Raw genomic sequence first — 25,367 nt, 5'->3', positions numbered from 1 at the left:
GCGCTGCTCACGCCTCCCGCGTGAGCAGCGCGCCTACCGGCGAACGCTCTGCGTTCGCCGCCTGGCTGGTGGACCTCAGGGAAAAGCGGAAACCCAGGTCGTGGAGGCGGAAGTCGCGGGGCCAGCCGTCGCGGCAGGCGGAGCGAAGACTCCCGGCGTCGTCGAACCACGAGCCGCCACGCACGACGCGCGGCGCATCGCCCTCCGGGCCACGCGGATCCTCGTGCATCTCGCTGTCGTACTCGCGCAGACCGTCGGCGCACCATTCCCAGACATTGCCGTGCATTTCGTACAACCCCCAGGCGTTCGGCGCGAAGGATTTCACCGGCACGGTCTTCCCGCGATACAGGCCCTTCTCGCCCCCGGCGTAGGGATGATCCCCGTTGTAGTTCGCCTGGTCCGGGCTGATCGTCTCGCCGAAGTGGAACGGCGTGTCGCTGCCCGCGCGACACGCGTACTCCCACTCGGCCTCGCTCGGCAAGCGCACTTCGACTCCCGGCAGCATCTCTTCGACCCGCTGCAGGAAAGCATCCACATCGTCCCAGGATACCTGTTCGACCGGGTTCGCCGGATTCTCCCGAAAATGGCTCGGGTTGTCGCGCATCACCGCCTGCCACAGTGCCTGCGTGCACGCCGTATCGGCCAGCCAGTAGCCGGCGGTCAGGCGCACCCCGTGACGTGGCCCTTCGTCCTCCAAGCGCTCCGGTTCGCCCGACGGCGATCCCATCCGGAACTCCCCGGGTTCGATCCAGCGGAAACACTGGACAACGCCGGCAATCGCGACCTCGACCCACAGGCCATGGGCGTCGTCGCCCCAGGCCGACGCGCAGCGGAGCGGAAAGACCGGCGGACGCCGCTGCGCTTCGGGCGGGAACGGTGGATCCGAGGGAAACGCCGCCATCGCTCAAGGCATCCCGTGCGAGGCGGCGACCCGAGGGGCTGTCGGTACGGTTCTTCCGCGCCTACCGGCGCCCCGGGCGCCTTGCAGTTCGCCGGCACGATGGCTTGCGCCGGCCAGGACCAACTGGCGCTCGACGCTCAAGACGCGGCTGGCGGCGAGCAGGCCGTTGAGTTCGGCCTCGGCAGCTCCAGGGTTGCACGCCGGAATCGCAAAAAAACGCAAGCTCATCGCCTATTTCCTCTTCTTCGGCGATCCCCGGGACGGGTTGACGGTCTTGTCTGCCGGCCCGCCGAGGCCGCGCGGTGCTGCTTCGGCCTCCGCCGAAGCAGCACCGCCTTCCCGTCCCGGCAAGGACGCGGAAACGGGCGGCCCTTCCAAGGCCACCGGCTCCTGTCGCCGGCGCTCCGCGCCAGCGACCTGACTCGTGGACCTCAGGGAAAAGCGGAAACCCAGGAAGTCGAGGCGGTAGCCGCGGCGCCAGTAGAAGCGGCGGGCGGAGCGAAGCCAACCGGCGTCGACGTCCCACGAGCCGCCACGCACGACGCGCGGCGCTTCCTGATCTTCGGGACCCCGCGGATTCTCCTGCAGCATGTCGTCGTACCGCCGTTTCCCATCGGCACACCACTCCCAGACGTTGCCGTGCATTTCGTAGAGACCCCAGGCGTTCGGCGGATACGATTTGACCGGCACTGCTCCGCCTTTCTTCTCTTCGTAAATCGCCTGCTCATGGGTGATCGTTTCGCCCCAAGCGTACGCCCCTTCACTGCCGGCGCGGCACGCGTACTCCCATTCGGCTTCGCTCGGCAATTGCACCGTCACACCGGCGAGCCTCGCCTGTACCCGTTGCAGGAAAACCTGCACGTCGTCCCAGCTCACCGAATTCACCGGTTTCTCCGGATCGCCCTTGAATAGACTCGGGTTGTCGCCCATCACCGCCTGCCACAAGGCCTGCGTGCACGCCGTCTCGGCCAGCCAGTAGCCAGCCGTAAGGCGTACCCGGTGGCGCGGCCCTTCGTCGTCACGCCTGCCCGGCTCGTCGGCTGGCGATCCCATCAGGAACTCGCCCGGCTCGATCCAGCGGAAGCGCTGCACGACGCCGGCGAAGTCGACGTCGAGGTAAAGGCCGTATTCGAGGTCGGCGCCTTGCCAACAGCCAGGCGCAACTTGCTGTCGCGGCGAGCGGAAACCTCGCGCCGACGGCGGCCAGAGAGCCGGTACCGCTTCATCCCAGTTCCAGTAGAGCTTCACCGCACACCCCGCCAACGATGGCGGGACAGCGTACAGGCCCTGCCGGTCGCGGCCCCAGGCGAGCGCCCAGGAAGGCCGTGGCACTTCGGCGACGACGATCCTTTCCCGCGCGCTGCGCAGCACCCACGGCCCGCCACCGGCCTGCAGCATGTCGACGCGTTCGCTCCCGCCGCGCAGGGGGTGCCACTGACGCGCGTGTGCCGGTGTCTGCAGATCAAAGCCGACGGCCGCGTCGCACTCGGCCAGCAGAAACTGCCCGAGTTGTGGCGCTTCCGACGTGACCACCAGATCTGCCGCAGTCTGCACCAGCCACCAGCGGCGTACTTCTCCCGCCTGCCCCGGCGCCGTCAGATGCCGTTCAAGAACATTGGCAGGCAATCCCGCCGGAATGGATGCGCCGGCTTCGAGATCTTCGCGGCGAGCAATCACATAGGCCTCGGCCAGGTTGGGAATCGATCGCCAGAGGCTTTCGTGCGCTCGCAAACCGGTGCGGCGAAGGTAGGCGGCGAGTTCTCGCGCCGCCCCTCCCTGCGGCTCGCGGCGCAAGGTACGCACGGCCTGGGCCCAGCCGGCATGCGCCTGCGCGGCGTCAAAATCCGCCAGATCCGCTGCCAGCGCGGCCTCTTCGAGCCGGATCAGACGGGACTCGCCGGCATGATGAGCGGCAATGATCGCAGCCAAGCGCTGCCGGAGCGCTGGCATTTCGCTGCGCAAGCGATCACGGTAATCGGCGAGTCGTTCGCGCCGAATCTGCATCCCGAGCAGGCAAGGTTGGCTGTCTGGGTGGCTCCAGGCGGCCAGCTCGCAGGCAGTCGGCAGGCCGAGCGCGATCCGGATTTCGCGCAGCAGGGCGGGCTCGACGACCACCGCCAGCGACAGCGCCGCCAGCAGCCTGCCAGTGGCGGCCGTGTCGTTACCCGGATGACCGATGGCGCGACCGCTGCGCAAACGCTGGCCGTACTCCCAGACGACGGCCGCCGCGTCGCGCGGCAGGCGCGCCGCGCCACCGGCACCCGTACGCCCGGTCAATATCGTCAGCCGACCGCCAGCGGCGAGATGCACCTGCCAGCGCAGCGGCCAGACCGCGCCGCGGCCCGGGTGAGCGGCCGGATTGCCCGCTTCGCCGGCAACCAGCCAGTGCCGGGCGCGCCCTGGCGCGCTCGCATCAACCCGGTGCCAGACGGGCGCACGGCCGGGCAAGCGCTGCAGCCATCCCTGCGCCGAATCGTGGCAGAAGATCGGCAGGGAACCCGCCGATAGCGCGTGCGCCTGCTCGGCGAGTTCGATCAGGTCGTCGCGCAGCGGGAAAGCGGCCAGCGAAAGGTCGAGGATCAGGGCCGCTTCCGCGCTCCAGCGCGGTCGACACTGGAGCGGCAGGCGGGGCGGCAGGCGAAGGCGAACCAACGCAGCGAGCAGGCGCGGCAGGTCGACCGTGCGGCCTGGCCGCCCGCTGCGCAGCGTTTGGTGCAGAAAGGCCGCCAGCCGGCTTGGTGGACTCAAGGGAATGCGGGTGCGAACAGGAGCGGCAACGGCTCCCACGGAAACATAAAGTTCACCATCGTCAACTGCGGCTGCCCCGCTCGCCGACGCAGCTTCCTCGCGGAAGCGCTGGTGTTCGACGACGGCAGACTGGCTGGCGCGCAGCGGTTGCCGGCCGGGAGGCGGCGCGGATGGCTTGAAGCGTTTCGGCAGCGTTTCGGGTGAGCGGTTGGGGGGCTCGCCGGAAGCCTCCGGCCAGACGAATCCGAAGCATGAGGCGGCCCGGCGAACCTCGTCAGCCGGCTGTGTGTGCAGCAGCCAGAGCAGGTCGGCGGGACCGACCGAGGTCTTGCGTGGCGGCAGGGTCTCGCTCGACACACGCGCGCTCATGCCGGCTGCTGTTTCTCGAAAAAGAGGGCGTGGAACTCCCCGAGCGGTCCGGCGGGATCGCCGCCGATCCGATCAAGCACGCGCAGCAAGTCGAGATACTCGGCAAGACCGGGCGCATAGACACCCTCTTCGGCGGCCTTGTTGCGGTAGGCGATCAACGCCGCGGCGGCTTTGGTGAGGGCGTCAGGATAGTCCCGGTACATCGCCGGGAAGTGGAGCGCGCCACGCTCGACGAGGTAATCCGTCAATTCGCGGTGCAATTTCGGCAGCTTCAGGGTCAATACCAAGCAGCGGCGCAGGAAGGGGGCGGGCAACTCCCGTTCTTCGTTGGAGGTGACGATCACCAACGGCGGCGGCACGTCGGCCGGCCGCGCCACCACCTTGCCGAGCGGCGGCACGGAGAAACGCCCGTTACCCAGCGCCTCGAGCAGGCCATTGGGCAAATCGGCTTCGGCCTTGTCGATTTCGTCGATCAGGAGAAGGGTGCCGCGCCTCGGCGTCCAGTCTGACTCCGGCAGATCGGGAACGACGCCGCCGACACGGCTGTGCTCCAATTGTTTGGCGGCGTCATCCCAGTCAAAGGCCCACCACATCGGACCCGGTTCGACGTAGCGGCCGGCGTTCAGATCCTTCGGGGTGTCGCTGCCCGGGACGGCCGCGAGGTGCGCGTCGGCCAGGCGGGCGACAGCATCGAAACGCCACAGCAGGTCGCTGGCCTCGCTGCGCGCGTCGACGACGATCGCCAGAAACAGACGTCCGGTGGCGGCGGCAGCAGCCTGCGCGAGCTGGCTCTTGCCGGTTCCCGGGTCGCCGCGTACCAGCAGCGGCCGGCCGGCGGCTTCGGCAGCGCGCAACGCGCTCTTCTGGTCGGTGTCGAAGAGGTGCCGGCTGGCCGGCCACGCGCCCATTGCGACGAAATCGATCTTGTCGGGGTAGGCAGGCAGGGTCATCTGGGATTCCATTCGGGTCCTTCGAGCAGACGCAAGAAATGTGCAATCAGAGTGAGGAGCGTCGTTTCGTCATAGAGAAACAGCGGATTCGACGTCTCGCCTTTCTGCAGAACCAGGACTTCCGTTCTGAGTTCGTCGGCGATCCATTGTTCGAGGCTGGGCCTGAGTGCCGACTCTTCCTTGCCGTCCAGTACCAGGTAGCATGCCTCACCGCGCACCCTTGCGACGTCGCTCTCACCCCTCAGGCGCGCGCATGTGGTCGGGTCGATACGTTCCGGCACGGGCGCCAATGGCCAGGTATGGCGCGCCAGGGCCTTGGCCAGCTTTTCCCGCGTCGAAGCCTCGTCCCCGGTTTCCACGGTGATGGGAATCGCCGCTTTGTCTTCGAGCGGGGTCTGGCCAACCGTTTGCGGCAGCGCCCAAGTCTTGTCTGGCTCCTCCCTATGGATCAAGGTGGATCCGGCTATTTCACTGGCCGGGGCGCTCAGGCGGCGGGAACTGCCCGGAGATTGGGCGGGGCGCAGCCGACTGCGGAGCAGGGGGTCGAGACAGAGCCGCGCTGCGCAGCCCATCGCGGCCTTGAGGCGTTTCTGTGCCTCCTTGCTTTCGCCGGCGGTGAGCGTGACGTCTTCTGCCTGCAGCACCCGGCACATCTGGATGACCAGCCGGTACAAGGCTTCACACGTCTCGCGCCCGGCCGACTGCGGAGGCGCCGCCAAGGCCTCGTCCAGCGCTCTGGGCATCCCGAGACTCTTCCAGTCCGGCAGTGCGTCATCGAACTTGTCGAAAACGCGGTACGTGAAGGCTCTGGTGATTCCCGTTTTCGCTTGATCCAGCCACTGGTGCCAAGTGGGTGAGGTATCGGCCGCGCCGCGCACAGAGAGATACTCGTCGATCGCCTTGATCAGGCTTGCGCAGTCGTCATCCCAACTGAGATGGCGCAACTCCTTGGCGTTGCGCGAGGCGAGGTCGGTCAGATCGTCCGGAAGTTGGTCCGCGCCCGGCAGCGCGGCGCCTTCGACGAGGCAGGGAATCAGCAGGATCTGCCTTTGCAGAGCAGCCGCCATTTCGATGTGCACAAAGTCGCGCGGATCTCCCTCCCGCTGCTTGAGCATGGTCAGCCAATGTCTGCCGATGACGGCGAGGAATACGTCGCAGCACTGTAGGCGGGCATCGATCTCGCTGGGGAAGTTGGCACCAGGGGCGATCGCGGTCACGTCCATGAAGACGAAATCAGCTCCAAAGTGCGCGCGCAGTGTCTGTTGCAGACGCCCCGCCGAGCCCTGGGAATCCTCTCGTCGATAGTTGATGAAAATGCCGGCCATGTCCGGGGCACTCCATAGAAGCCAGCATTCATTCTATGGCCTTTCCCCGTGCAGTGGCAGCCCTCAAGCAGGAACGGGCGAAGCCAGTCGTGGCAAGGCCAAGCGGCGGCAGGAAAGAAAGTCTGCGTGGGAACGGGCTAGACGGGCGCGAGGGCTTCTGGCTTCGTACAACGAGACATGGGCGCCGAAGATCCACGCTTGCGGGAAGCTTGTGGAGCGCCTGCAAGTGGGCGAGGGACGGATCCCTGCCGCCGTCGCGCCGCGCCCCGGTCCACCGTCAGCGACCGTTCCACTCGGGCGAAAGCAGCCAGAGAAGAGGCGAACGACCGTCGCTCGTCTTGAAGTCTTGCTATAGTTCACCCTCGCTGCCGCCGGCCGGTCAGCCCTCTACTTCCCGGCCAGCGGTTCTTGCTGGCACCCAAGGCTTGCTGATGAGTACCCCCCCGAGCGACTCCCGGAACGAAAGCCGGTTTCCCCCCGAAATCGCGCGCGACGTCGCCAAACGTCGCACCTTTGCGATCATCTCGCACCCCGATGCGGGCAAGACGACGCTGACCGAGAAGCTGCTGCTTTTCGGCGGGGCAATCCAGCTCGCCGGCACGGTCAAGGGGCGCAAGAGTGCGCGCCATGCCACTTCGGACTGGATGGAAGTGGAGAAGCAGCGCGGCATTTCGGTGACCAGCTCGGTGATGCAGTTCGAGTACCAGGGGCACACCATCAATCTGCTCGACACGCCCGGCCACGAGGATTTTTCGGAAGACACCTACCGCGTGCTGACCGCGGTGGACGCGGCGGTGATGGTGATCGACGCCGCCAAGGGGGTGGAGGCGCAGACGATCAAGCTGCTCAACGTCTGCCGCATGCGCGATACGCCGATCATCACCTTCGTCAACAAGCTGGACCGCGAGGTGCGCGAGCCCTTCGAGCTGCTCGAGGAGATCGAATCGGTGCTCGGCATCGAGTGCGCACCGATCACCTGGCCGATCGGCATGGGCAAGACGTTTCGCGGCGTCTATCACCTGCTGAACGACCGCCTGCTGCATTTTGCCGCTGGCGAAGAACGGCGCAGCGAGTCGGAGCGGCTCGATGGCCTCGACAACCCGATCCTCGACGCGCAGTTCCCCGGCGAGATCGGCAAGCTGCGCGAGGATGTGGACCTGATCCAGAGCGCCAGCAGTCCTTTCGATCTCGTCGGATTCCTCGCGGGGCGACAGTCGCCGGTGTTTTTCGGGTCGGCGATCAACAACTTCGGCGTACAGGAGATCCTGCAGGCGCTGCTCGACTGGGCGCCCCCCCCGCAGGAGCGCGATGGCGGCACGCGTCTGGTGCAACCGGCAGAGGCCGCCTTCACTGGCTTCGTGTTCAAGATTCAGGCGAACATGGATCCCAAGCATCGTGATCGCATCGCTTTCTTCCGCGTCTGCTCGGGCCGCTACACGCCGGGAATGAAAGTTCGGCATGTGCGTCTCGACCGCGAGATGAAACTGGCCAACGTGCTGACCTTCATGGCCAACGAGCGGCTGCTGATGGCAGACGCGGTCGCCGGCGACATCATCGGCATTCACAATCACGGCAACCTGCACATCGGCGATTGCCTGAGCGAAGGAGAAACGCTGAGCTTCAAGGGGATCCCCTATTTTTCGCCGGAACTTTTCCGGGCGGCCCGGCTGCGCGACCCGCTGAAGAGCAAGCAGCTGCTCAAGGGCCTGCAGGAGCTCGGCGAAGAGGGAGCGATCCAGGTTTTCGAGAACCTCGCCAGCGGTGCCCTGCTGCTCGGCGCCGTCGGCAACCTGCAGTTCGAAGTCGTCGCGCAGCGCCTGCAGACGGAGTACAAGGTCGATGCCGTTTTCGAGTCCGCCGACATCTACACGGCGCGCTGGCTGACCTTTCCCGACGATGCGACGCGCCGCAACTTCGAGCGTGAACAGCTCCACCGCATGGCCAGGGACGTCGACGGCAACCCGGTGTATCTGGCGAACACCCGTTACAATCTCGAAGTGACGAGCGAGAAATGGCCACGCGTGGGCTTCCACGACTCGCGCGAACACGGACAGTTGTTCGCTTGACCCCGCAAACCGGGAAGTTCTTGAAACGGGCCGGCCATTGAACCCTACGGATACCCCTCTCAGTTTTCTCGCGGCGCGCATCCTCGGCGTGCTCGTCGAGAAGGAAAAGACGACTCCCGACGCCTATCCGCTGACACTGAACAGCCTGACCCTCGGCTGCAATCAGAAATCCGCTCGCGAACCGGTGATCAGCGCGCCGGAAAGCGAGGTGCAGGCAGCACTCGAAGAGCTGCGCAGCCGGGTGCTGGTGATCGAGAGTTACGGCGCTTCGGGTCGCGTACTGCGTTATGCGCAGAACTTCGGCAAGGTCTACGGCCTGCCGCCCGCCAGCGTGGCATTGCTCGCCATGCTGGCGCTGCGCGGCGCACAGACGGTCAGCGAACTGCGCGCCAACTGCGAACGCCTGTATCGCTTTGACGACGGATCGTCGGTCGAGGCCTATCTCGAAGAGCTCGCCGAACGGAGCCGCGGCGCTCTGGTCGCCAAGCTGCCGAAACAAATCGGCGCGCGTGAACATCGCTGGACACACCTGCTCTGTGGCGCGGTAGCCGCGTCCGCCCAGGCAGGCGCCGCCGCGCGCGAGCGGGCGGCGGCGCCCGACCAACTGGAACAAAGGCTGACTCGCCTGGAATCCGAGGTCGCCGACCTGCGCAGCATGATCCAACGCCTGCTGCCCGTGGCGGGAACTCCTGACAGCCGGGGCAACGACGCCTGACCGACAATGCCGCAGTGACTCAGACTTCGACGGCCACTGCCTGCGCGAGAAACTCGATCTTTTTTTGCAGGTCTTCGTCGGAATCCGGATAGGCCGCGGCAATCGCCTGAAATTCCGTTGCGACGCCCAGGAAGGCGTCGACGACGTCGGGGTCGAAACAGCTTCCCCGCCCTTCGGCAATGATCTCTGCGGCTTGGGCGTGCGTCATCGCATCCTTGTACACGCGCCGGCTGATCAATGCGTCATAGACATCGGCGACCGCCATCAGGCGAGCCGAAGGCGGGATGCCGTCGCCGGAGAGCGCTTCCGGATAACCGCTTCCGTCCCATCTTTCCTGGTGATAAAGGGCGATCTCCTTGGCCAGGGTGAGGAACTCGACGCGCTTGCCCAACCATTTTTCGGCGAGCTGAATCGCGTCCCTGCCAAGCAGGGTATGGCTCTTCATGATCTCCAGCTCCTCCGGCTCGTACGGGCCCGGCTTAAGCAGGATGCGATCGGGAATGCCGACCTTGCCAATGTCGTGCAAGGGTGCCGACTTGAACAGTAGCTTGATGTTCTGGTCGGTGAGGAAGTCGGCAAAACGCGGATGCGGCCGCAGCTTTTCCGCCAGCGCCTTGACATAGCGCTGGGTGCGCAGCAAATGTTTGCCGGTTTCCGAATCCCTGGTCTCTGCCAGTGACGCCATCGCCAGGATGGTCACGTCCTGTACCGCCTCGAGTTCCCGGGTCCGCCGCTCCACTTCGGCTTCAAGAAAGTCGTTCTTGCTGCGCAGGAAGTCGGCGCTCGCCTTGAGCGAGAGCTGCGTGGCGACACGCGCACGCACGATCGGCGGGCTGATCGGCTTGACGATGTAGTCGGCGGCACCGAGCGCCAGGCCCTTCTGCTCGTCTTCGACCTCCGACTTGGCGGTGAGAAAGATTACGGGAATGTCGCGCGTCTTCGGATCGGCCTTCAACCGCCGGCAAACCTCGTAGCCATCCATCTGCGGCATCATCACGTCAAGCAGAATGAGGTCCGGGGGTGTCGTCGATGCGGCAATCCTGAGCGCCTTCTCGCCCTGGTTGGCGACCTTGACCTTGTAGGCATCCCGGAGCAGCGCCGACATCAGTGCAAGATTGTCCGGCGTGTCATCAACCACGAGAACAGTGGCTTTGGCATTGAAGTCGAGAGTGTCCATTTCCTTTCCTGGTCAAACGATAATGCCAGCGGCCAGGGCACTCGCGCGCAATGCAGCCAGGGCCGCCTCATAGTCGAAACTGCGCACCGCCGCCTCGATTGGCCGATAATCGCCGGCGAAAGCGGTTCGCAGCAACGCCTCCTCGGCGTCGAGCACGTCGCCGGCCTCGGCATCGTTGTCGGCGAGAAATTCCGCCAGCCTGCGACAAACGCCCTGCAAGCGGGACAGATCGACGGCTGCCGGGGGACATGCCTCGGCGGGCAGCTTGGCAGCCAGTTCGGCGATCAGCGCAGCCAGCATTTTAGCTGCAGAGTCGAGCAATGGAGCAAGCTCGATGCGCTCGCGGCGCTGCCCGATCGCCGACTCCAGCAAGACCGCTTCCGCGTTCAGATCGTTTGCGCCGATGTTGGCCGCGACCCCTTTCAGCGTGTGTACCAGTCGCTCCGCAGTCAGCCACTCTCCGGCATCGAGCGCCGCGGCAATTTCGGCCGCCACGTTTCGCTGCCCGCTGACGAACTTCCCCAGCATCGACAGATAAAGCGCCTTCTTGCCGAGAAGACGGCGCAGCGCGGCGACCGAATCGAGACCGCGGATGCCGAGCGTCGCGTCGAAAGCGACGTCGGCCGCATCGGCAGTCGGCGACGGTTCGGGCAGTTTCGGCTTAATCCACCGGAGGAGCACCTGCCAGAGGGCCTCGGGCTCGATCGGTTTGGCGACGAAGTCGGCCATGCCCGCGTCGAGACACCTGTTGCGATCCGCCGGCAGAGCGTTGGCCGTCATCGCGATGATCGGCAGTTCGGCGCACTCCGGAAGCTCTCTGATCGCACGAGTCGCCGTGACACCGTCCATCACCGGCAGGTGCATGTCCATCAGGACCGCGTCATACATGGAACCGCGCACCTTGCTCACCGCCAGGGCCCCGTTTTCGGCGAGGTCGACGAGGAGGCCGGCACCGGCAAGCAATTCGGTCGCCACCTCCTGGTTGGCAGCATTGTCCTCGACCAGCAGGATCCTTCCCCCCTTGAGCGCCAGCAGCCGCTCGTCCGACAGCCCTGGCGCCAGCGTTGCGGGCGACTCGTCGCTGGCGCCACCAATCAGGCGAATTGCGCTGTCGAAGAGCAGAGAGGCGTTGACGGGCTTGAGAAGAACGTCGCGAATGCCGAGTGCCGTGGCCTGCTCGAGCAGGTCCTCGGAGCTGTCTGCGGTGACGATCACCAGATGCGGCGCGGACACAAGGGCGAGCGAGCGAATCTGGCGTGCGACCTGTATGCCGTCCAGGTCTGGCATCCGCCAGTCGAGGAAGACGATCTGGTACGGGTCGACGTCGCCGGCGCCCGCCACTTCGTCGATCGCCGCCTGTCCCGAGGCAACGTCGGTGACGACGAAGGTCATCGCTTTCAACAAGTCACGAATGACGGCGCGCGCCGCTGGGTTGTCGTCGGCCACCAACACGCGGCGGCCACGCAGGTCCGGGCTGGGCAGGAGTGCAGGCGGGGCTTGCGCGGCACGACCCACGCGCGCGGTAAACCAGAAGGTCGAACCCTTGCCGTATTCGCTGCGTACGCCCACTTCGCCGCCCATCAACTCGGCAAGCTTCTTCGCGATCGCCAGCCCCAGGCCGGTGCCACCAAACTGCCTCGTGGTCGAGGTATCGGCCTGGGAGAAGCTCTGGAACAGTCGGGCCGTCTGCTCCTCGGTCAGGCCGATCCCCGTATCACGAACGGCGAAGTGGAGCAGCAGACCGTCGCCATGACTCGCATCCACGCTCACGCGAACGTCGACTTCGCCCTCCGCGGTAAACTTGACCGCATTGTTGACATAATTGACGAGGACCTGGCCGAGGCGGAGAGGATCGCCCACCAGTACCGCGGGCACTGCCGGATCGACTTCAAAAACCAGCTCCAGCCCCTTGGCGCTGGCCCTTTCGGCAACCAGATTGGCGACGTTGTCGAGCACCTCCTCAAGGGCAAACTCGGTTCGCTCGACCAGCAGTTTTCCGGCTTCGACCTTCGAGAAGTCCAGGATGTCGTTGACAATCGCCAGCAGGTGCTGTCCGGAAGCCTGAATCTTTCGTACATAATCGCGCTGCCGGCGCGTCAGTTCAGTCTTGAGCACCAGATGCGACATGCCGATGATCGCGTTCATCGGCGTACGGATTTCGTGGCTCATATTGGCGAGAAATCGCGTCTTCATCCGGGTCGTTTCCTCGGCCAGGTCACGAGCCTGTTGCATGGCCTCCGCAGCCTCGCGCTCCTTGGTCACATCCTCGAACATCCAGACCGTCCCTTGCGACAGTTTTTGGGCATCGACGGCGCGGCCGCTGATCCGACACCAGAAACACGATCCGTCCTTGCGCAGCAGTTCCATGACCTGCTTGATGATCTCGCCGCGCTTCAGTAGCGCGTTCAGGTTGCCGATGCCTCCGGGGTATTCGCCGTCCGGCCGGCAGATACCCGCGACCTGCCCGATCAGTTCGTCGGGAGCGTAGCCCAGCAATTCCTCCAGACGGCGGTTCGCGTTGACGAAGAGGCCGCCTTTGATGAAGGCGATGCCAAGACTGGCGGTCTCCAAAATGGCAGTCTGTTCCTCATGGGCCTGGCGTATGCGCTCTTCGGCAGCACGCCGCGCAGTGATGTCGCGGAGGGCGACCACCGTCCCAAAGAGCTCGCCTGCCTTGTAAAACGGCGTCGTGGAGTATTCGACTGCCAGCGGTGAACCATCCTTGCGCCACAGTACCTCGTCGCCTACGTTGCGCGCCAGCCCGTCGAGCAGAGTCAGGTGCATCGGACAGCGCTCGTAAGGAAAGACTCGGCCATCGGGATAGGCGTAGTGTGCGCGATCATGGAATGATTTCCCGCGGAGCTCGGCTTCGCTGTATCCGAGCAGCGCGAGAACGGCTGCATTGGCAAAGATCACTCGCCCGTCCGTGTCGAGACCGAGAATTCCGTCGCGCACGGACCCAAGAATCAGTCGACTGTGCTCTTCGTGGGCCGCCAGTTCGGCCGCCTGAGTTTCCAGCAGCGCTGCCTGCTGCTGGCTGGCTTCGAGCAGCCGATGGGTACGCGTGCTGCGCTCAATGATTTCGAGGTTCATCGCCAAGGTGGGCAGCAAAGCGTCGAGAACCGCTCTTTGATCCTCGCCGAAGGGCTTTGGCCTCGACAGGCGAATCACCGCGAGGCAGCGTCCGGAACGGACCACCAGGACCAGCAACATGACTGCCGGCGCGGACTCACTGCCTATGCCATTACTCTCGGCCACGACGTCACCGGTATCCGCACTCACCCACACTCTGCAGTCGCTCGCACACTGGCCGACCAAGCCCTCGCCGCGCTCGACAAGGACGGCACCCTGCATGTCATCAGCGCCATAGACGGCTATCCTTTTCAGCGTGCAACGATCCTCGGTGACGATGAAAAACGCCCCCTGGCTAGCCGCGAACAGCCTCCCCAGGGATGACATGAGCGTTTCTGCCAGCTCGGTGAAGCTTGCTGCCTGCTGCAACTCGCTCGCGATCGCAGCGGTATTCGTCCTGATCCAGCGCTGGGCCACCATTCCCTGATAGACCTTCTGCAGGATCGCCACAGCACGCGCAATCTCCCCGATTTCGTTCTGCTGATCCTGCGCGGGAATGGTCTGCGACAGTTTTCCTTCCGATAAGGCGACGATGCTGTGCTGCAAACGCCGCAAGGGCGCGGTAATCGAGCGGGCGAAAATAAACGCTGCGATGAGCAGCACGGCGAGACTCGCGGCAGTGAGGTAGATCGCTTGCTGCCGTTGCCGCAAGTGGATTTCGCTGGCATGGCGGTCCATTGCCAGAGCGCTGGCCGCGGACACTTCGCTGATCCGGGCGAGGTTTTGCACCAGTTGTGGCGCGGGATTGCCGGGCGTCGCATCCAGCGTTCTGCGCCGCGCCAGATCGACCTCACCGCGCTGGAAATGTGCGAGCGTGGCCGCACGGTGAGAGAGCAGATCGGCGTACTGGGTCCGGACTTGAACGACGTCCCCTTCCGGTCCGCCATACGATGTTTGCAGCCTGTCCATTGAGGCAAGAAATCGCTCGTCACAAAGAAGCAACTCGCGGGCAAGCTGCTCACGCCTCTCAGCATTGTCTTCCCTGAGCAAATCGCGCAGGACGAGCCGCATCGCGAACAGCTCGTACTGCAGATCCTTGACCGTGCTCAGCGCAGTGTGAGGATATCGGTAAAAATCGCGATTGATTTCTGCCAGCTTGCTTAACTGGGGCAGGATCGACAGCCCAACAGCAAACAGCGTGAGGAAAGCGACAGCGGCAAAGCCGAGCATTCGACGCGCGACCGTCAGTCGCTCGAGGTGTGCGGTCAGGAAGTCCATGGCCCCTCCGATTCGCTGCGACACTGATCAGGACGGCAGATTCTCCGGCATTTGGCCAACGCGGTCCATTGTCGGCGGGAGGTCTGTGGCGCGCGCTCCCGCAACTTCGCAAGAGCGGCGGCGCTGGTCAGGGAAGAAGCGCAGTGCTACCAGTCGGAGAGCAGCACTTTCTCGGCCCAAAGCAGACCGGTGATCGTCTTGGCATCGGTAATCGCGCCACTGCGCACGGCGGCGAGCGCGTCGGCCAGCGGGAGGCTGAGCACGTCGAGGAACTCTGCGCTATCCGGGGTGGGCTCGGCGGCGCGCTGCAGGCCGCGGGCGAAAAAAATCTCTATACGCTCGTCCGAATACCCGACGCAGGGATGCATCACGCCGAGATGGCGCCACTCCTCGGCGCGATAGCCAGTCTCTTCGAGGAGTTCGCGGGTGCCGGTTTCGAGAATATCCTCGCCGGGATCGATCTTGCCTGCCGGCAACTCGAGAAAGGAACGTCCGAGTGGATAGCGGTATTGACGGACGAAAAGAAGTTGACCATCGTCGAGCACGGCGATGACGGCCACCGCACCCTGGTGGCGAACGTATTCCCGCAGGCACTCGTTGCCATCGGGCAGCAGCACGCGGTCGCGGCGCAGATCAAGCAATTTGCCGCGGAATAGCTGTGTGCTTTCGATGGTCTCCTCACGCAGGTGGGGGAAATCGCTGTCCATGGTGGAACTCCTGGGTGCCTACGCCCGAGGCCGGGCGCACAACGAAAACGCCCCGACTGGCGGGGCGCGACGGCTATAAGCTGCCGGCAGGTCAGAGGGAACGCAGCAACGAGAACGCGCAGAGCGACATCAACGCCTGCGGGAAGATTCCCAGCAAGGCGACCGCCAGGCTGTTCGCCGAAAGCAGGATCTTCATCTGCGCCGGCGCCTCGATCGGCGTTGGGCTGACTGGTTGCTCGAAGTACATGATCTTGACCACGCGCAGGTAGTAGAAACAACCGATCAGCGAGAAGGCTACGGCGACGATCGCCAGCCACAGGTAGCCAGCGGCCACGACCGCCTGCAGTACCGAGAACTTGGCAAAGAAACCGACGAAGAAGGGTATGCCGGCCATCGAGAACATCATCATCATCATCATGCCGGCAAACCATGGGCTTCGCTTGTTGAGACCGCGGAAGTCGTCGATCTCGTCCGACTCGAGACCGCCACGCGCCAGCAGCAGAATCATGCCGAAGGTGCCGGCGCTGGTCAGAACGTAAGTGATGACGTAAAACATTGACGAACTGTAGGCGTTGAGCGCAAAACGCGCGTCGCCACTGACCACTCCGGTAACCATTCCGAGCAACATGAAGCCCATGTGCGAGATCGCCGAATAGGCAAGCATGCGCTTGAGATTGGTCTGCGCGATGGCGGCAATATTGCCGATGGCCATCGAAAGGACCGCGAGGAGGATCAACATCGCCTGCCAATCCTGGGCGAGAACGATCATTCCGTTGACCATCAGACGGACGAGCATTGCGAAGGCGGCCAACTTCGGCGCGCTGGCAATGAACAGGGTGACTGCCGTCGGCGCGCCGTGATAAACATCGGGAATCCACATGTGGAAAGGCACCACACCGAGCTTGAAAGCGACGCCGGACACCACGAAGACGAGACCGAAAACGAGAATCATCCGGTCGACCTGTCCGGTATACAGGCGCTCCGCAACAGCGGTGATTTCCAGAGTCCCGGTCGCGCCGTAAATCATCGACATGCCGTAGAGCAACAGACCGGAGGCCAGGGCCCCGAGAACGAAATACTTCATTGCCGCCTCGGTGGCCGGTACCGAGTCGCGGTTCATCGCCACCATGGCATAGAGCGAAAGCGAGAGCAATTCCAGACCGACATAGACGATCACGAAGTGATTCGCCGAAATCATGACCATCATGCCCAGAGTCGCGAAGAGTGCCAGCGCGTAATATTCTCCCTTGGCCATCTGTTCGCGTTCGAGAATGTACCCTCGCGAATAGAAGAGGACAACGAGCACCGTCACGTAGAGCAGCAACTTCAGCAGGTCGCCCATCAGGTCACCGACGTACATGTTGCTGAACGTGTAGCTGATTTCGCCCGAACTGGTCGCCAAGGTGATCAGCGCGGCTGCGACCAGCGTCAGCTGCGTCGCGACAAAGGTCGCCGTGCGCTTCCTGTCCTTTACCAGAAGGTCGAACAGGAGGATCAGGCAAGCCATCAGCGAGATGAAGATCTCCGCAGCAGCAAGGCGAAGGTCTGGCGTCACGAACTGCATGTCGGCAAGAGTCATAGCGGCTACCAATTATTGGATCTTGCTGAGGGCGACGTGACGCAACAAGTCGTTGACCGAGCTATGCATCACTTCAGTAAAGGGCTGCGGATAGAGGCCCATGCCCAGCGCGCCCACGGCAAACAGGACGAATATCAGGAACTCGCGCCCGTTGATGTCGGTAAGATCAGCCACGTGGTGATTGGCCACTGCGCCGAATACGACACGCTTGTACATCCACAGCGTGTAGGCGGCACCGACGATCATGGTGGAAGCCGCGGCGAACGCCACCCAGAAACTGTGCTCGACCGAAGCGAGGATGACCATGAACTCGCCGACGAAGCCGGAGGTCGCAGGCAGCCCCGCATTGGCCATGGCAAACAACATGAAGAAGGCAGCGAACTTGGGCATCGTGTTCACCACACCGCCGTAATCGACGATCTGCCGCGAATGGGCCCGGTCATACATGACGCCGATCGAAAAGAACATCGCGCCGGAAACGAAACCGTGCGAGATCATCTGCACCAGCGCACCCTCGACGCCAAGAGCCGTGAAGAGGAAGAAACCGAGAGTGACGAAACCCATGTGAGCGATCGACGAATACGCCACCAGCTTCTTCATGTCCTCCTGCGCCAGGGCAACGAATCCGATGTAGATGATGGCGATCAGGGAAAGCCCGACGAGCAGGCCGGCGAAGGCATGCGAAGCATCGGGCGTGATCGGCAGGGAGAAGCGAAGGAAGCCGTAGGCGCCGAGCTTCAGGGCGATTGCCGCGAGCACGATCGACCCACCAGTTGGTGCTTCGACATGCGCGTCCGGCAACCAGGTGTGGACAGGCCACATCGGCACCTTGACGGCGAAGGCGACGAGGAACGCCAGGAACAGCCAACTCTGCGGGGTCATGCCGATGGGCAACTCGTGCCAGTCGAGGATCGAAAAACTTCCCCCGGAAGCAATGAACAGGTAAAGCAGCGCGATCAGAAAAAGCAGCGAACCGAACAAGGTGAAGAGAAAGAACTTGAATGCCGCATACACCCGCCGCGGGCCTCCCCAGACACCGATGATGAGATACAGCGGAATCAGCGACGCCTCGAAGAAGACGTAGAACAGGAGACCGTCGAGCGCAGAAAAAATCCCGTTCATCAGTCCTGACATGATCAGGAAGCCGGCGTTGTACTGCGCCACCTTGTTGTCGATCACCTGCCAGCCGGCCAACACCACGGTCACGGTGATGAAGCTGTTGAGAATCACGAAAAGCATCGAGATTCCGTCTACGCCAAGATGGTAATTGACGTTGAAGCGCGGAATCCAGGTCTTCAGCTCGACAAACTGCATCGCCGGCGTGTGCAGGTCAAAACCGGTATACAAAGGAATCGTCACCAACAGGCCGGCGAGAGCGCCCGCCAGGGACAGCATCCGGGCCAGCGGTGCATTGCGATCCGAGCCCGTCGCCAGGACGACCAGCCCGGCGAGGATCGGAACCCAGATGGCGAGAGAGAGAAGCGGCGTGGCTGACATATCGTTCCCAGTCTTTTTCTAGCTCAGGCGCGCGTGACCCACAGGGTCATCAAGACGAACACGCCGATGATCATCGTAAAAGCGTAGTGGTAAATGTGACCGGTCTGGAACAATCGAGCCACGCTAGCAAACCAGCCCACGAGGTGTGCCGAACCATTGACGATGATGCCATCGATCAGGCCAGCGTCGCCGCCCTTCCAGAGGCCTCGGCCGAGCAGGCGGGCGCCGCCGGCAAAGAACACCTCGTTGAACCTGTCGAAGTAGTACTTGTTGTCCAGCAGGGTATACAGGAATCCGAATCGGGACTTGACCGCCGCCGGGAGATCCGGGCGCTTCATGTACAGGAACCAGGCAGCTGCCACGCCGAGCAAGGCCAGCCAGAAGACGGCCGTAGTGACCGCATGCGTGGCCATCGCGAACGCGCCATGGAAGTGATGCGCGAGTTCCTCCATCACCGGGTGCACCTCGGCGTCGACGACAATCGCACTCCTGAAGTAATCGCCGAACAGCATCGGCTCGATGGTCATGTAGCCGATGATCACCGAGGGGATCGCCAGCATGATCAGCGGCAGCGTGACCACCCAAGGCGTTTCGTGCGGCTTCTGCCCGGGTGCGAGGCCATGATGCTCCGCGTGCGCATCGTCGGCGGGATGCGCGTGGCTGTCGTGTGCCGCTGCCTGGTCGTCGTGCGCCACATGCTGCGCGGCGTGCGCGGTATCGTCGTGATGGCTCGACTTGCCGAAACGCTCCTCACCGTGGAACACCAGGAAATACATCCGGAACGAGTAAAAGGCGGTGACGAAGACGCCAGCCATGACGGCGAAATAGGCAAAACCCGATCCCGGAATGTGCGAAAGGGCAACCGCCTCGATGATCGAATCCTTGGAATAGAAACCGGAGAAGAACGGTGTGCCGATCAGCGCCAGCGAACCGATCAGCGAAGTGATCCAGGTAATCGGCATGTACTTGCGCAGACCACCCATGTTGCGAATGTCCTGGTCGTGGTGCATGCCGATGATCACCGAGCCGGCGGCGAGGAACAGCAGCGCCTTGAAGAAGGCATGCGTCATCAGATGGAAGATCGCCACCGAGTATGCCGACGCGCCGAGGGCGACGGTCATGTAACCGAGTTGCGAGAGCGTCGAATACGCCACCACGCGCTTGATGTCGTTCTGGATGACGCCCAGGAAGCCCATGAACAGTGCGGTGATCGCGCCGATCACGATGACGAAGGACAGCGCCGTAGTCGACAACTCGAACAGCGGCGACATGCGTGCGACCATGAAGATCCCCGCCGTCACCATCGTCGCGGCGTGGATCAACGCGGAAATCGGCGTCGGACCTTCCATCGAGTCGGGAAGCCAGACATGCAGCGGCACCTGCGCAGACTTGCCCATGGCACCGATGAACAGCAGGATGCAGATTGCCGTCGTCACGGCGACGCCCTGGCCCTCGCCGAACAGCACGATGGTGTTGTGGGCAGCGACGGTGGGGGCCTTGGCGAATACCGCCGCGTAATCGAGCGTCCCGAAGTAGGTGAGCACCAGCCCGATACCGAGGATGAAGCCGAAGTCACCGACCCGGTTGACCAGAAACGCCTTGAGATTGGCGAAGATCGCCGTCGGCCTTGTGTACCAGAAACCGATCAGCAGATACGATACCAGCCCGACCGCTTCCCAGCCGAAGAAGAGCTGCATGAAGTTGTTGCTCATCACCAGCATCAACATCGAGAAGGTGAATAGCGAAATGTAGCTGAAGAAGCGATTGTACCCAGGGTCGTCCTGCATGTAGCCGATGGTGTAGATGTGCACCATCAGGGAAACGAAGGTGACGACCAGCATCATCGTCACGCTGAGCCGATCGATCAGGAAGCCCACCTCGAACCGGTAGTCGCCCGACGTAAGCCACTGGTAAACCGGGCCGTTGTAGCTGTTGCCAGCCAACACGTCCTTGAAGATCACATACGAAGCGAAGCAGGAAACCGCCACCCCGGCGATCGTCACGGTATGCGCCACCCAGCGTGGAATCACCCGGCAGAACAGGCCGGCGACGATGGCACCAAACAGCGGGGCCAGCGGAACCAGCAGGTAGAGCTTTTGCATTTCCATGATCAACCCTTCAGGCTGTCCAGATCATCCACGTGGATGGTCTTCAGGTTGCGGAACAGCACCACGAGAATCGCCAGGCCGATGGCCGATTCGGCCGCGGCAACAGTCAGGATGAAGAAGACGAAAATCTGCCCGGCAAGATCCTGCAGGTAGTGAGAGAAGGCGATGAAGTTCATGTTCACCGCCAGCAGCATCAGCTCGATCGACATCAATATGATGATCAGATTTTTTCGGTTGAGGAAGATGCCGACAACGCTGATTGCGAACAGAATCGCGCCCAGGATCAAGAAATGGGACAGTGTAAGCAAGGGTGCCTCCCTGGTTCCTTCTGCACGGCGTGCGGGCATCCCGCCGCCGCCCGGTTTTGCTTCAAACGCGGCGCTACTCGCTCTTCTCGGCGGGCATCTGCAGCACGCGTACGCGGTCCCTCGCCTTGACAAATACCTGCTGCGAGGGGCTGACCGCCTTGTTCTTCCGCTTGTCGCGTTGCGTCAGGGCCACCGCAGCGACGATCCCGACGAGCAGGATCACCGACGCCAGCTCGAAGGGATAGACATAATCGGTAAATAGCAGGCGCCCGACCGCCTGCACATTGCTGTCCTCGGCAGCGGCCTGGGCAACGCTGCTCTCGAACAGGCCGAGATAATTGCCACCGAGCACCAGACCCATTTCCACGACCATCAGCAGTGCAATGATCGATCCGAGTGGCAGGTAGCTCCAGAAGCCCTCGCGCAGGCGGTCGAGATTGATGTCGAGCATCATGACCACAAACAGGAAGAGCACCATGACCGCGCCGACATAGACCAGCACCAGGGCGATGGCCAGAAACTCCGCCTGCAAGAGCATCCACACGCCGCTCGCCGTAAAGAACGCAAGGACGAGGTAGAGCGCAGCGTGCACCGGATTGCGGGCGGTGATGACGCGTAGTCCGGCAAGCACGAGGATCGCCGAAAGAAAGTAGAAAACGAAGGTCTTGAATTCCATCGTGTCTGCCTGTCAGCGGTATTTCGAGTCGAGCTCGCGGTCTGCCGCGATCTGCGTTTCGTAACGGTCACCATTGGCCAGCAACATCGGCTTGGTGTAATAGAGGTCGCCACGCGTCTCGCCGTGGTACTCGTAAATCCGCGTTTCGACGATGGCATCGACCGGACATGCCTCCTCGCAGAAGCCGCAGAAAATGCATTTCGTCAAGTCGATGTCGTAACGCGTCGTGCGCCGCGAGCCGTCGGCCCGCTGGTCCGATTCGATGGTGATTGCCATGGCCGGACAGACCGCCTCGCACAGCTTGCAGGCAATGCAGCGCTCTTCGCCGTTGGGATAACGCCGCAGCGCATGCAAACCGCGAAAGCGGAAACTCTGCGGCGTCTTTTCTTCGGGATACTGGACGGTGATCTTGCGCGAAAACATGTAGCGTCCGGTCACCGACATGCCCTTGAACAGTTCCTTGAGCAGTAGACTGTTGAAAACTTCCTTCATCGAACCCATGCCTGGCCTCTCACTTCCAGATGTTCAAAGGTGACATCATCCAGACGCCGACCACGACCAGCCATACGAGGCAGAGCGGGATGAACACTTTCCAGCCGAGGCGCATGATCTGGTCGTAGCGATAGCGCGGAAAAGTGGCGCGGATCCAGAGAAAGACGAACAGGACGGCCGAGATTTTCAGGAACAGCCAGAGAATGCCATCCGGCAGAAAACCGACCGGTGACAGCCAGCCGCCGAGAAAGAGGATCGAGGCCAGCGTCGAAACCAGGATCATGTTGGCGTACTCGGCGAGGAAGAAGACCGCGAAAGCCATCCCGGAATACTCGACATGGAAACCGACGATCTCCGATTCACCCTCGGCGAGATCGAACGGCGCGCGATTTGTCTCGGCAACGATCGACACCAGATAAACGACAAACATCGGGAGCAGCGGCAGCCAGTTCCACGATAGGAAGCCCAGACCCTTGTCGGCAAAATGACCGCGGCCCTGCGCACCGACGATGTCGCCGAGATTGAGACTGTTCGACACCATCAGCACGACGACCAGTGCCAACCCCATGGCGACTTCGTACGAGATCATCTGGGCCGCAGAGCGCATGCCGCCGAGAAAGGCGTATTTCGAGTTCGATGCCCAGCCCGAGAGAATGATCCCGTAGACGCCGATCGAGCTGATCGACATGATGTAGAGCAGGCTGGCATTGACGTTCGCCAGCACCAGCGTATCGTTGAACGGGATCACTGCCCAGGCGGCCAGAGCCGGAGCAAAAGCGAACATCGGCGCGAGCAGAAACACGCTCCTGTCGGAACCGGTGGGGATCACGACTTCCTTGAAGAGCAGCTTTAGGCCATCGGCGATCGGCTGAATCAGGCCCCAGGGTCCGACCCGGTTCGGTCCGATGCGCACCTGCATCCAGCCGATGACCTTGCGCTCCCAGAAGGTCAGGTAGGCAACCGCGAGAAGCAGCGGTGCAATGATCAGCACGATCTTGAGGACGGCCCAGACCAGCGGAAATGCCGCCCCGAACAGACCTTGCAATAGTCCCTGCAGCGCATCGACCATCATGCACGCTCCACGTTGATCGCACCGAACATCTCGCCCAGCGCCGCAGTCGAAGCATGGGCTGCAGCAACCCGAACACAGCCGGCCGGTACTGTTTCGTCCGCTCGAGCCGTGAGCACAACCTCTCCGTCGGCCTGCCTGAGGCGAACCGGGACGCCGTCGCCGATACGCAGCGTCGCCAGTGTCTGCGCGCTCATGCGCGCCATCGGTGCCGCCGCATCGCGCGTCTTCTGCAGCGCCGGCGCGCGGCGAGCCAGCGGATCGGCGAAATAGATCGGCACATCGGCAACGCGCTGCAGACCACTGCGGGCAAAGGCCAACGACAAGGGCAGAGCCGCGAGTCCGTTGTTCAATCCGGCCACGAATTCCTGTCCGGGCGGTGCGATTTCGTCACGCACCTGTTCGCTCGAGTCCTGATCGAAACCCGGCAGTCCCAGCAGATTGCCGAGCACGCGCAGTACCTTCCAGCCGGGTCGCGAATCGCCGAGGGGGCGAACGACGCCCTGGAAACTCTGCACCCGCCCCTCGGCGTTGACAAAGGTGCCCGCGGTCTCGGTGAACGGCGAAATCGGCAGGAGCACATCCGCGTAGTCTCGCACCAGACCATCGGCAAACGGCGTCAGCACGACCACCAGCGCCGCATCCTTGAGCGCGGCAAGTGCCTGTTGCGGGTTGTGACAATCGAGTTCCGGTTCAACTCCGAGAAGAACATAGGCCTTGCGCGGTTGCGCGAACATTTCGTACGCATTGAGCGCAGTCGGCAGCGCTTTCGCCACGTGGCCGCCGACGCTATTGGCACCCTCCCCGAGGAAACCGCAGCTGGCACCGGTCAGTCTCGCAAGTTCGAGCGCCAGCGCGTGCAATTGTGCTGCCTGCGGATTCTGCTCGGCAGCGTTGCCGAGAAACAGCGCCCGTTTTTCGCCCGCGAGCAGGCTGCTCGCGATGGCTTCGCTGATCGGGCAGGGCTCGACTGCCTCAAGCCCAGGCGGAACCAGTTCGCCCTTCAACCTTGCCGCTGCCTTGACGACCGCAGCGAGTGCCCGCGGCAGATCGGCCGGCGAAACGGTCAACTGCGCGTGCAACTTGATCAGTGGATCGTCGCCAGCAACCGACAATAGACTGACCTTGCCCCACTTCTTGGCCAGTTGACGCAACCGCTGTGCGAATAGGGGGTGGTCCTTGCGCAGGAAACTGCCGATCACCAACGCCGCATCGAGATCCTTGATTTCGGCGAACCGAAGTCCCAGCCAGGGCACGCCGGCAAGTTTGTCATCGGCCGAGAAGTCCCGCCGCCGCGGACGGAAATCGACGCTGCCCGAGCCAAGACCACGCGTCAGTTTCTGCAGCAGATAGAGTTCTTCGAGCGTGGCCTGCGGTGAGGCCAGTGCCGCCAGCGACTCGCCGCCGCTGTTGCCGACGACATCCCTGAGGGCATGCGCGACGTAATCGAGCGCGACGTTCCAGTCGACTTCGCGCAATGCACCGTCTACCCGAACCATCGGCTTGCCCAGGCGCGCCGGAGAATTCAATGCCTCGTACGAAAAGCGCTCCTTGTCGGAGATCCAGCACTCGTTCACTTCCTCGTTGTCGCGCGGCAGGACGCGCATCACGATGTTGTTCTTGACCTGCACGGTCAGGTTGGCACCGACGCTGTCGTGCGGACTGATCGACTTGCGGCGCGACAACTCCCAACTGCGCGCGGTGTAGCGGAACGGCCGGGAGGTCAGAGCGCCGACCGGGCAGAGATCGATCATGTTGCCCGACAGTTCCGAGTCGACCGAACGACCAACGAAGGTGGTGATCTCGGAATGCATGTTGCGGCTCGCCATGCCGAGTTCCATCACCCCGGCAATTTCCTGCCCGAAGCGAACGCAGCGCGTACAGTGAATGCACCGCGCCATTTCCTGCATCGAGATCAGCGGGCCAACGTCCTTGTGAAAGACGACTCGCTTGTCTTCCTGAAAGCGCGAGGCGCTGCCACCGTAACCGACCGCCAGATCCTGCAACTGGCACTCGCCCCCCTGGTCACAGATCGGGCAATCGAGGGGGTGATTGATCAGCAGAAACTCCATCACTCCTTTCTGGGCCTGCACCGCCAGTTCGGAGTGCGTAAACACCTTCATCCCGTTCGTGACCGGAGTGGCACAGGCCGGCATCGGCTTCGGCGCCTTCTCCACCTGCACCAGACACATGCGACAGTTGGCCGCGATCGAGAGCTTCTTGTGATAGCAGAAATGCGGGATATAAGCACCAAGCTGCTGGGCGGCGTCCATGATCGTGCTGCCATCAGGCACATTCGCCAGCTTGCCGTCGATTTCGATTTCCATCGT

General features: G+C 63.1%; 18 protein-coding genes. 2 read left to right on the top strand and 16 right to left on the bottom strand.

Annotated features, from left to right (window positions below):
• Positions 1-7: 7 nt before the first annotated feature.
• From NFV80_RS11755 to NFV80_RS11735, 5 genes are read right to left on the bottom strand one after another with little or no spacing between them, the layout of a single operon-like run.
• Complete coding sequence (locus NFV80_RS11755; RefSeq protein ID WP_296758759.1) at positions 8-901, bottom strand: formylglycine-generating enzyme family protein; 894 nt, start codon at positions 899-901, stop codon at positions 8-10.
• 3 nt (positions 902-904) lie between these two features.
• Positions 905-1,129: a hypothetical protein gene (locus NFV80_RS11750; protein ID WP_295324806.1), complete on the bottom strand. Its 225-nt coding sequence runs from the start codon at positions 1,127-1,129 to the stop codon at positions 905-907.
• 3 nt (positions 1,130-1,132) lie between these two features.
• Positions 1,133-4,018: an SUMF1/EgtB/PvdO family nonheme iron enzyme gene (locus NFV80_RS11745; RefSeq protein ID WP_295324804.1), complete on the bottom strand. Its 2,886-nt coding sequence runs from the start codon at positions 4,016-4,018 to the stop codon at positions 1,133-1,135.
• Complete coding sequence (locus NFV80_RS11740; protein ID WP_295324802.1) at positions 4,015-4,968, bottom strand: MoxR family ATPase; 954 nt, start codon at positions 4,966-4,968, stop codon at positions 4,015-4,017. Before NFV80_RS11740 ends, NFV80_RS11745 begins: the two co-directional genes overlap by 4 nt.
• Complete coding sequence (locus NFV80_RS11735; protein WP_295324799.1) at positions 4,965-6,293, bottom strand: toll/interleukin-1 receptor domain-containing protein; 1,329 nt, start codon at positions 6,291-6,293, stop codon at positions 4,965-4,967. The genes NFV80_RS11740 and NFV80_RS11735 overlap by 4 nt, the downstream gene beginning before the upstream one ends.
• Before the next feature lie 431 nt (positions 6,294-6,724).
• On the opposite strand from NFV80_RS11735, the gene NFV80_RS11730 reads away from it, so the two are divergent.
• Together NFV80_RS11730 and NFV80_RS11725 are read left to right on the top strand one after the other, a co-directional pair.
• A complete protein-coding gene (locus NFV80_RS11730; protein ID WP_295324797.1) occupies positions 6,725-8,359 on the top strand; it encodes a peptide chain release factor 3 in 1,635 nt (544 codons plus the stop codon).
• 37 nt (positions 8,360-8,396) lie between these two features.
• The gene (locus NFV80_RS11725; protein WP_296758756.1) at positions 8,397-9,074 is read left to right on the top strand and encodes a YceH family protein; all 678 of its coding nucleotides are present in this window, start codon (positions 8,397-8,399) and stop codon (positions 9,072-9,074) included.
• A 19-nt stretch (positions 9,075-9,093) separates the two neighbouring features.
• Here the strand turns inward: NFV80_RS11725 and NFV80_RS11720 are convergent, their stop codons facing one another.
• From NFV80_RS11720 to nuoG, 11 genes are all read right to left on the bottom strand, one after another.
• Positions 9,094-10,251, bottom strand: a complete 1,158-nt coding sequence (locus NFV80_RS11720) for a two-component system response regulator (RefSeq protein ID WP_295330810.1) — start codon at positions 10,249-10,251, stop codon at positions 9,094-9,096.
• Positions 10,252-10,263: 12 nt separating this feature from the next.
• Positions 10,264-14,601: a response regulator gene (locus NFV80_RS11715; RefSeq protein ID WP_295330808.1), complete on the bottom strand. Its 4,338-nt coding sequence runs from the start codon at positions 14,599-14,601 to the stop codon at positions 10,264-10,266.
• 146 nt (positions 14,602-14,747) lie between these two features.
• Positions 14,748-15,308, bottom strand: coding sequence for an NUDIX hydrolase (locus NFV80_RS11710; RefSeq protein WP_295330806.1), 561 nt, complete (start codon positions 15,306-15,308; stop codon positions 14,748-14,750).
• Positions 15,309-15,399: 91 nt separating this feature from the next.
• A complete protein-coding gene (gene nuoN, locus NFV80_RS11705) occupies positions 15,400-16,872 on the bottom strand; it encodes an NADH-quinone oxidoreductase subunit NuoN (RefSeq protein ID WP_295330812.1) in 1,473 nt (490 codons plus the stop codon).
• Between the two features lie 27 nt (positions 16,873-16,899).
• Positions 16,900-18,384, bottom strand: a complete 1,485-nt coding sequence (locus NFV80_RS11700) for an NADH-quinone oxidoreductase subunit M (RefSeq protein ID WP_295330804.1) — start codon at positions 18,382-18,384, stop codon at positions 16,900-16,902.
• Between the two features lie 23 nt (positions 18,385-18,407).
• Complete coding sequence (gene nuoL, locus NFV80_RS11695) at positions 18,408-20,492, bottom strand: NADH-quinone oxidoreductase subunit L (protein ID WP_296758752.1); 2,085 nt, start codon at positions 20,490-20,492, stop codon at positions 18,408-18,410.
• 2 nt (positions 20,493-20,494) lie between these two features.
• A complete protein-coding gene (gene nuoK / locus NFV80_RS11690) occupies positions 20,495-20,800 on the bottom strand; it encodes an NADH-quinone oxidoreductase subunit NuoK (protein WP_295331461.1) in 306 nt (101 codons plus the stop codon).
• Positions 20,801-20,873: 73 nt separating this feature from the next.
• Positions 20,874-21,476, bottom strand: coding sequence for an NADH-quinone oxidoreductase subunit J (locus NFV80_RS11685; protein ID WP_295331460.1), 603 nt, complete (start codon positions 21,474-21,476; stop codon positions 20,874-20,876).
• 12 nt (positions 21,477-21,488) lie between these two features.
• The gene (gene nuoI / locus NFV80_RS11680) at positions 21,489-21,977 is read right to left on the bottom strand and encodes an NADH-quinone oxidoreductase subunit NuoI (RefSeq protein WP_295331459.1); all 489 of its coding nucleotides are present in this window, start codon (positions 21,975-21,977) and stop codon (positions 21,489-21,491) included.
• Positions 21,978-21,987: 10 nt separating this feature from the next.
• Entirely contained in the window at positions 21,988-23,040 is a 1,053-nt protein-coding gene (nuoH, locus tag NFV80_RS11675; RefSeq protein WP_295331458.1) for an NADH-quinone oxidoreductase subunit NuoH, read from the bottom strand.
• Positions 23,037-25,364: an NADH-quinone oxidoreductase subunit NuoG gene (nuoG, locus tag NFV80_RS11670; RefSeq protein WP_295331457.1), complete on the bottom strand. Its 2,328-nt coding sequence runs from the start codon at positions 25,362-25,364 to the stop codon at positions 23,037-23,039. Before nuoG ends, nuoH begins: the two co-directional genes overlap by 4 nt.
• Between the last annotated feature and the right edge of the window lie 3 nt (positions 25,365-25,367).

Origin of the sequence: Accumulibacter sp. (genome assembly GCF_023806565.1) — a bacterium.
GTDB lineage: Bacteria > Pseudomonadota > Gammaproteobacteria > Burkholderiales > Rhodocyclaceae > Accumulibacter.
Note: the sequence above shows the minus strand (reverse complement) of the source record. Positions and strands in the feature narration are given on the sequence as shown.

Coding starts and splice junctions, on each gene's coding strand:
- NFV80_RS11755 (WP_296758759.1), bottom strand. CDS start 901: ATGGCGGCGTTTCCCTCGGATCCACCGTTCCCGCCCGAAGCGCAGCGG.
- NFV80_RS11750 (WP_295324806.1), bottom strand. CDS start 1,129: ATGAGCTTGCGTTTTTTTGCGATTCCGGCGTGCAACCCTGGAGCTGCC.
- NFV80_RS11745 (WP_295324804.1), bottom strand. CDS start 4,018: ATGAGCGCGCGTGTGTCGAGCGAGACCCTGCCGCCACGCAAGACCTCG.
- NFV80_RS11740 (WP_295324802.1), bottom strand. CDS start 4,968: ATGACCCTGCCTGCCTACCCCGACAAGATCGATTTCGTCGCAATGGGC.
- NFV80_RS11735 (WP_295324799.1), bottom strand. CDS start 6,293: ATGGCCGGCATTTTCATCAACTATCGACGAGAGGATTCCCAGGGCTCG.
- NFV80_RS11730 (WP_295324797.1), top strand. CDS start 6,725: ATGAGTACCCCCCCGAGCGACTCCCGGAACGAAAGCCGGTTTCCCCCC.
- NFV80_RS11720 (WP_295330810.1), bottom strand. CDS start 10,251: ATGGACACTCTCGACTTCAATGCCAAAGCCACTGTTCTCGTGGTTGAT.
- NFV80_RS11715 (WP_295330808.1), bottom strand. CDS start 14,601: ATGGACTTCCTGACCGCACACCTCGAGCGACTGACGGTCGCGCGTCGA.
- NFV80_RS11710 (WP_295330806.1), bottom strand. CDS start 15,308: ATGGACAGCGATTTCCCCCACCTGCGTGAGGAGACCATCGAAAGCACA.
- nuoN (WP_295330812.1), bottom strand. CDS start 16,872: ATGCAGTTCGTGACGCCAGACCTTCGCCTTGCTGCTGCGGAGATCTTC.
- NFV80_RS11700 (WP_295330804.1), bottom strand. CDS start 18,384: ATGTCAGCCACGCCGCTTCTCTCTCTCGCCATCTGGGTTCCGATCCTC.
- nuoL (WP_296758752.1), bottom strand. CDS start 20,492: ATGGAAATGCAAAAGCTCTACCTGCTGGTTCCGCTGGCCCCGCTGTTT.
- NFV80_RS11685 (WP_295331460.1), bottom strand. CDS start 21,476: ATGGAATTCAAGACCTTCGTTTTCTACTTTCTTTCGGCGATCCTCGTG.
- nuoI (WP_295331459.1), bottom strand. CDS start 21,977: ATGGGTTCGATGAAGGAAGTTTTCAACAGTCTACTGCTCAAGGAACTG.
- nuoH (WP_295331458.1), bottom strand. CDS start 23,040: ATGATGGTCGATGCGCTGCAGGGACTATTGCAAGGTCTGTTCGGGGCG.
- nuoG (WP_295331457.1), bottom strand. CDS start 25,364: ATGGAAATCGAAATCGACGGCAAGCTGGCGAATGTGCCTGATGGCAGC.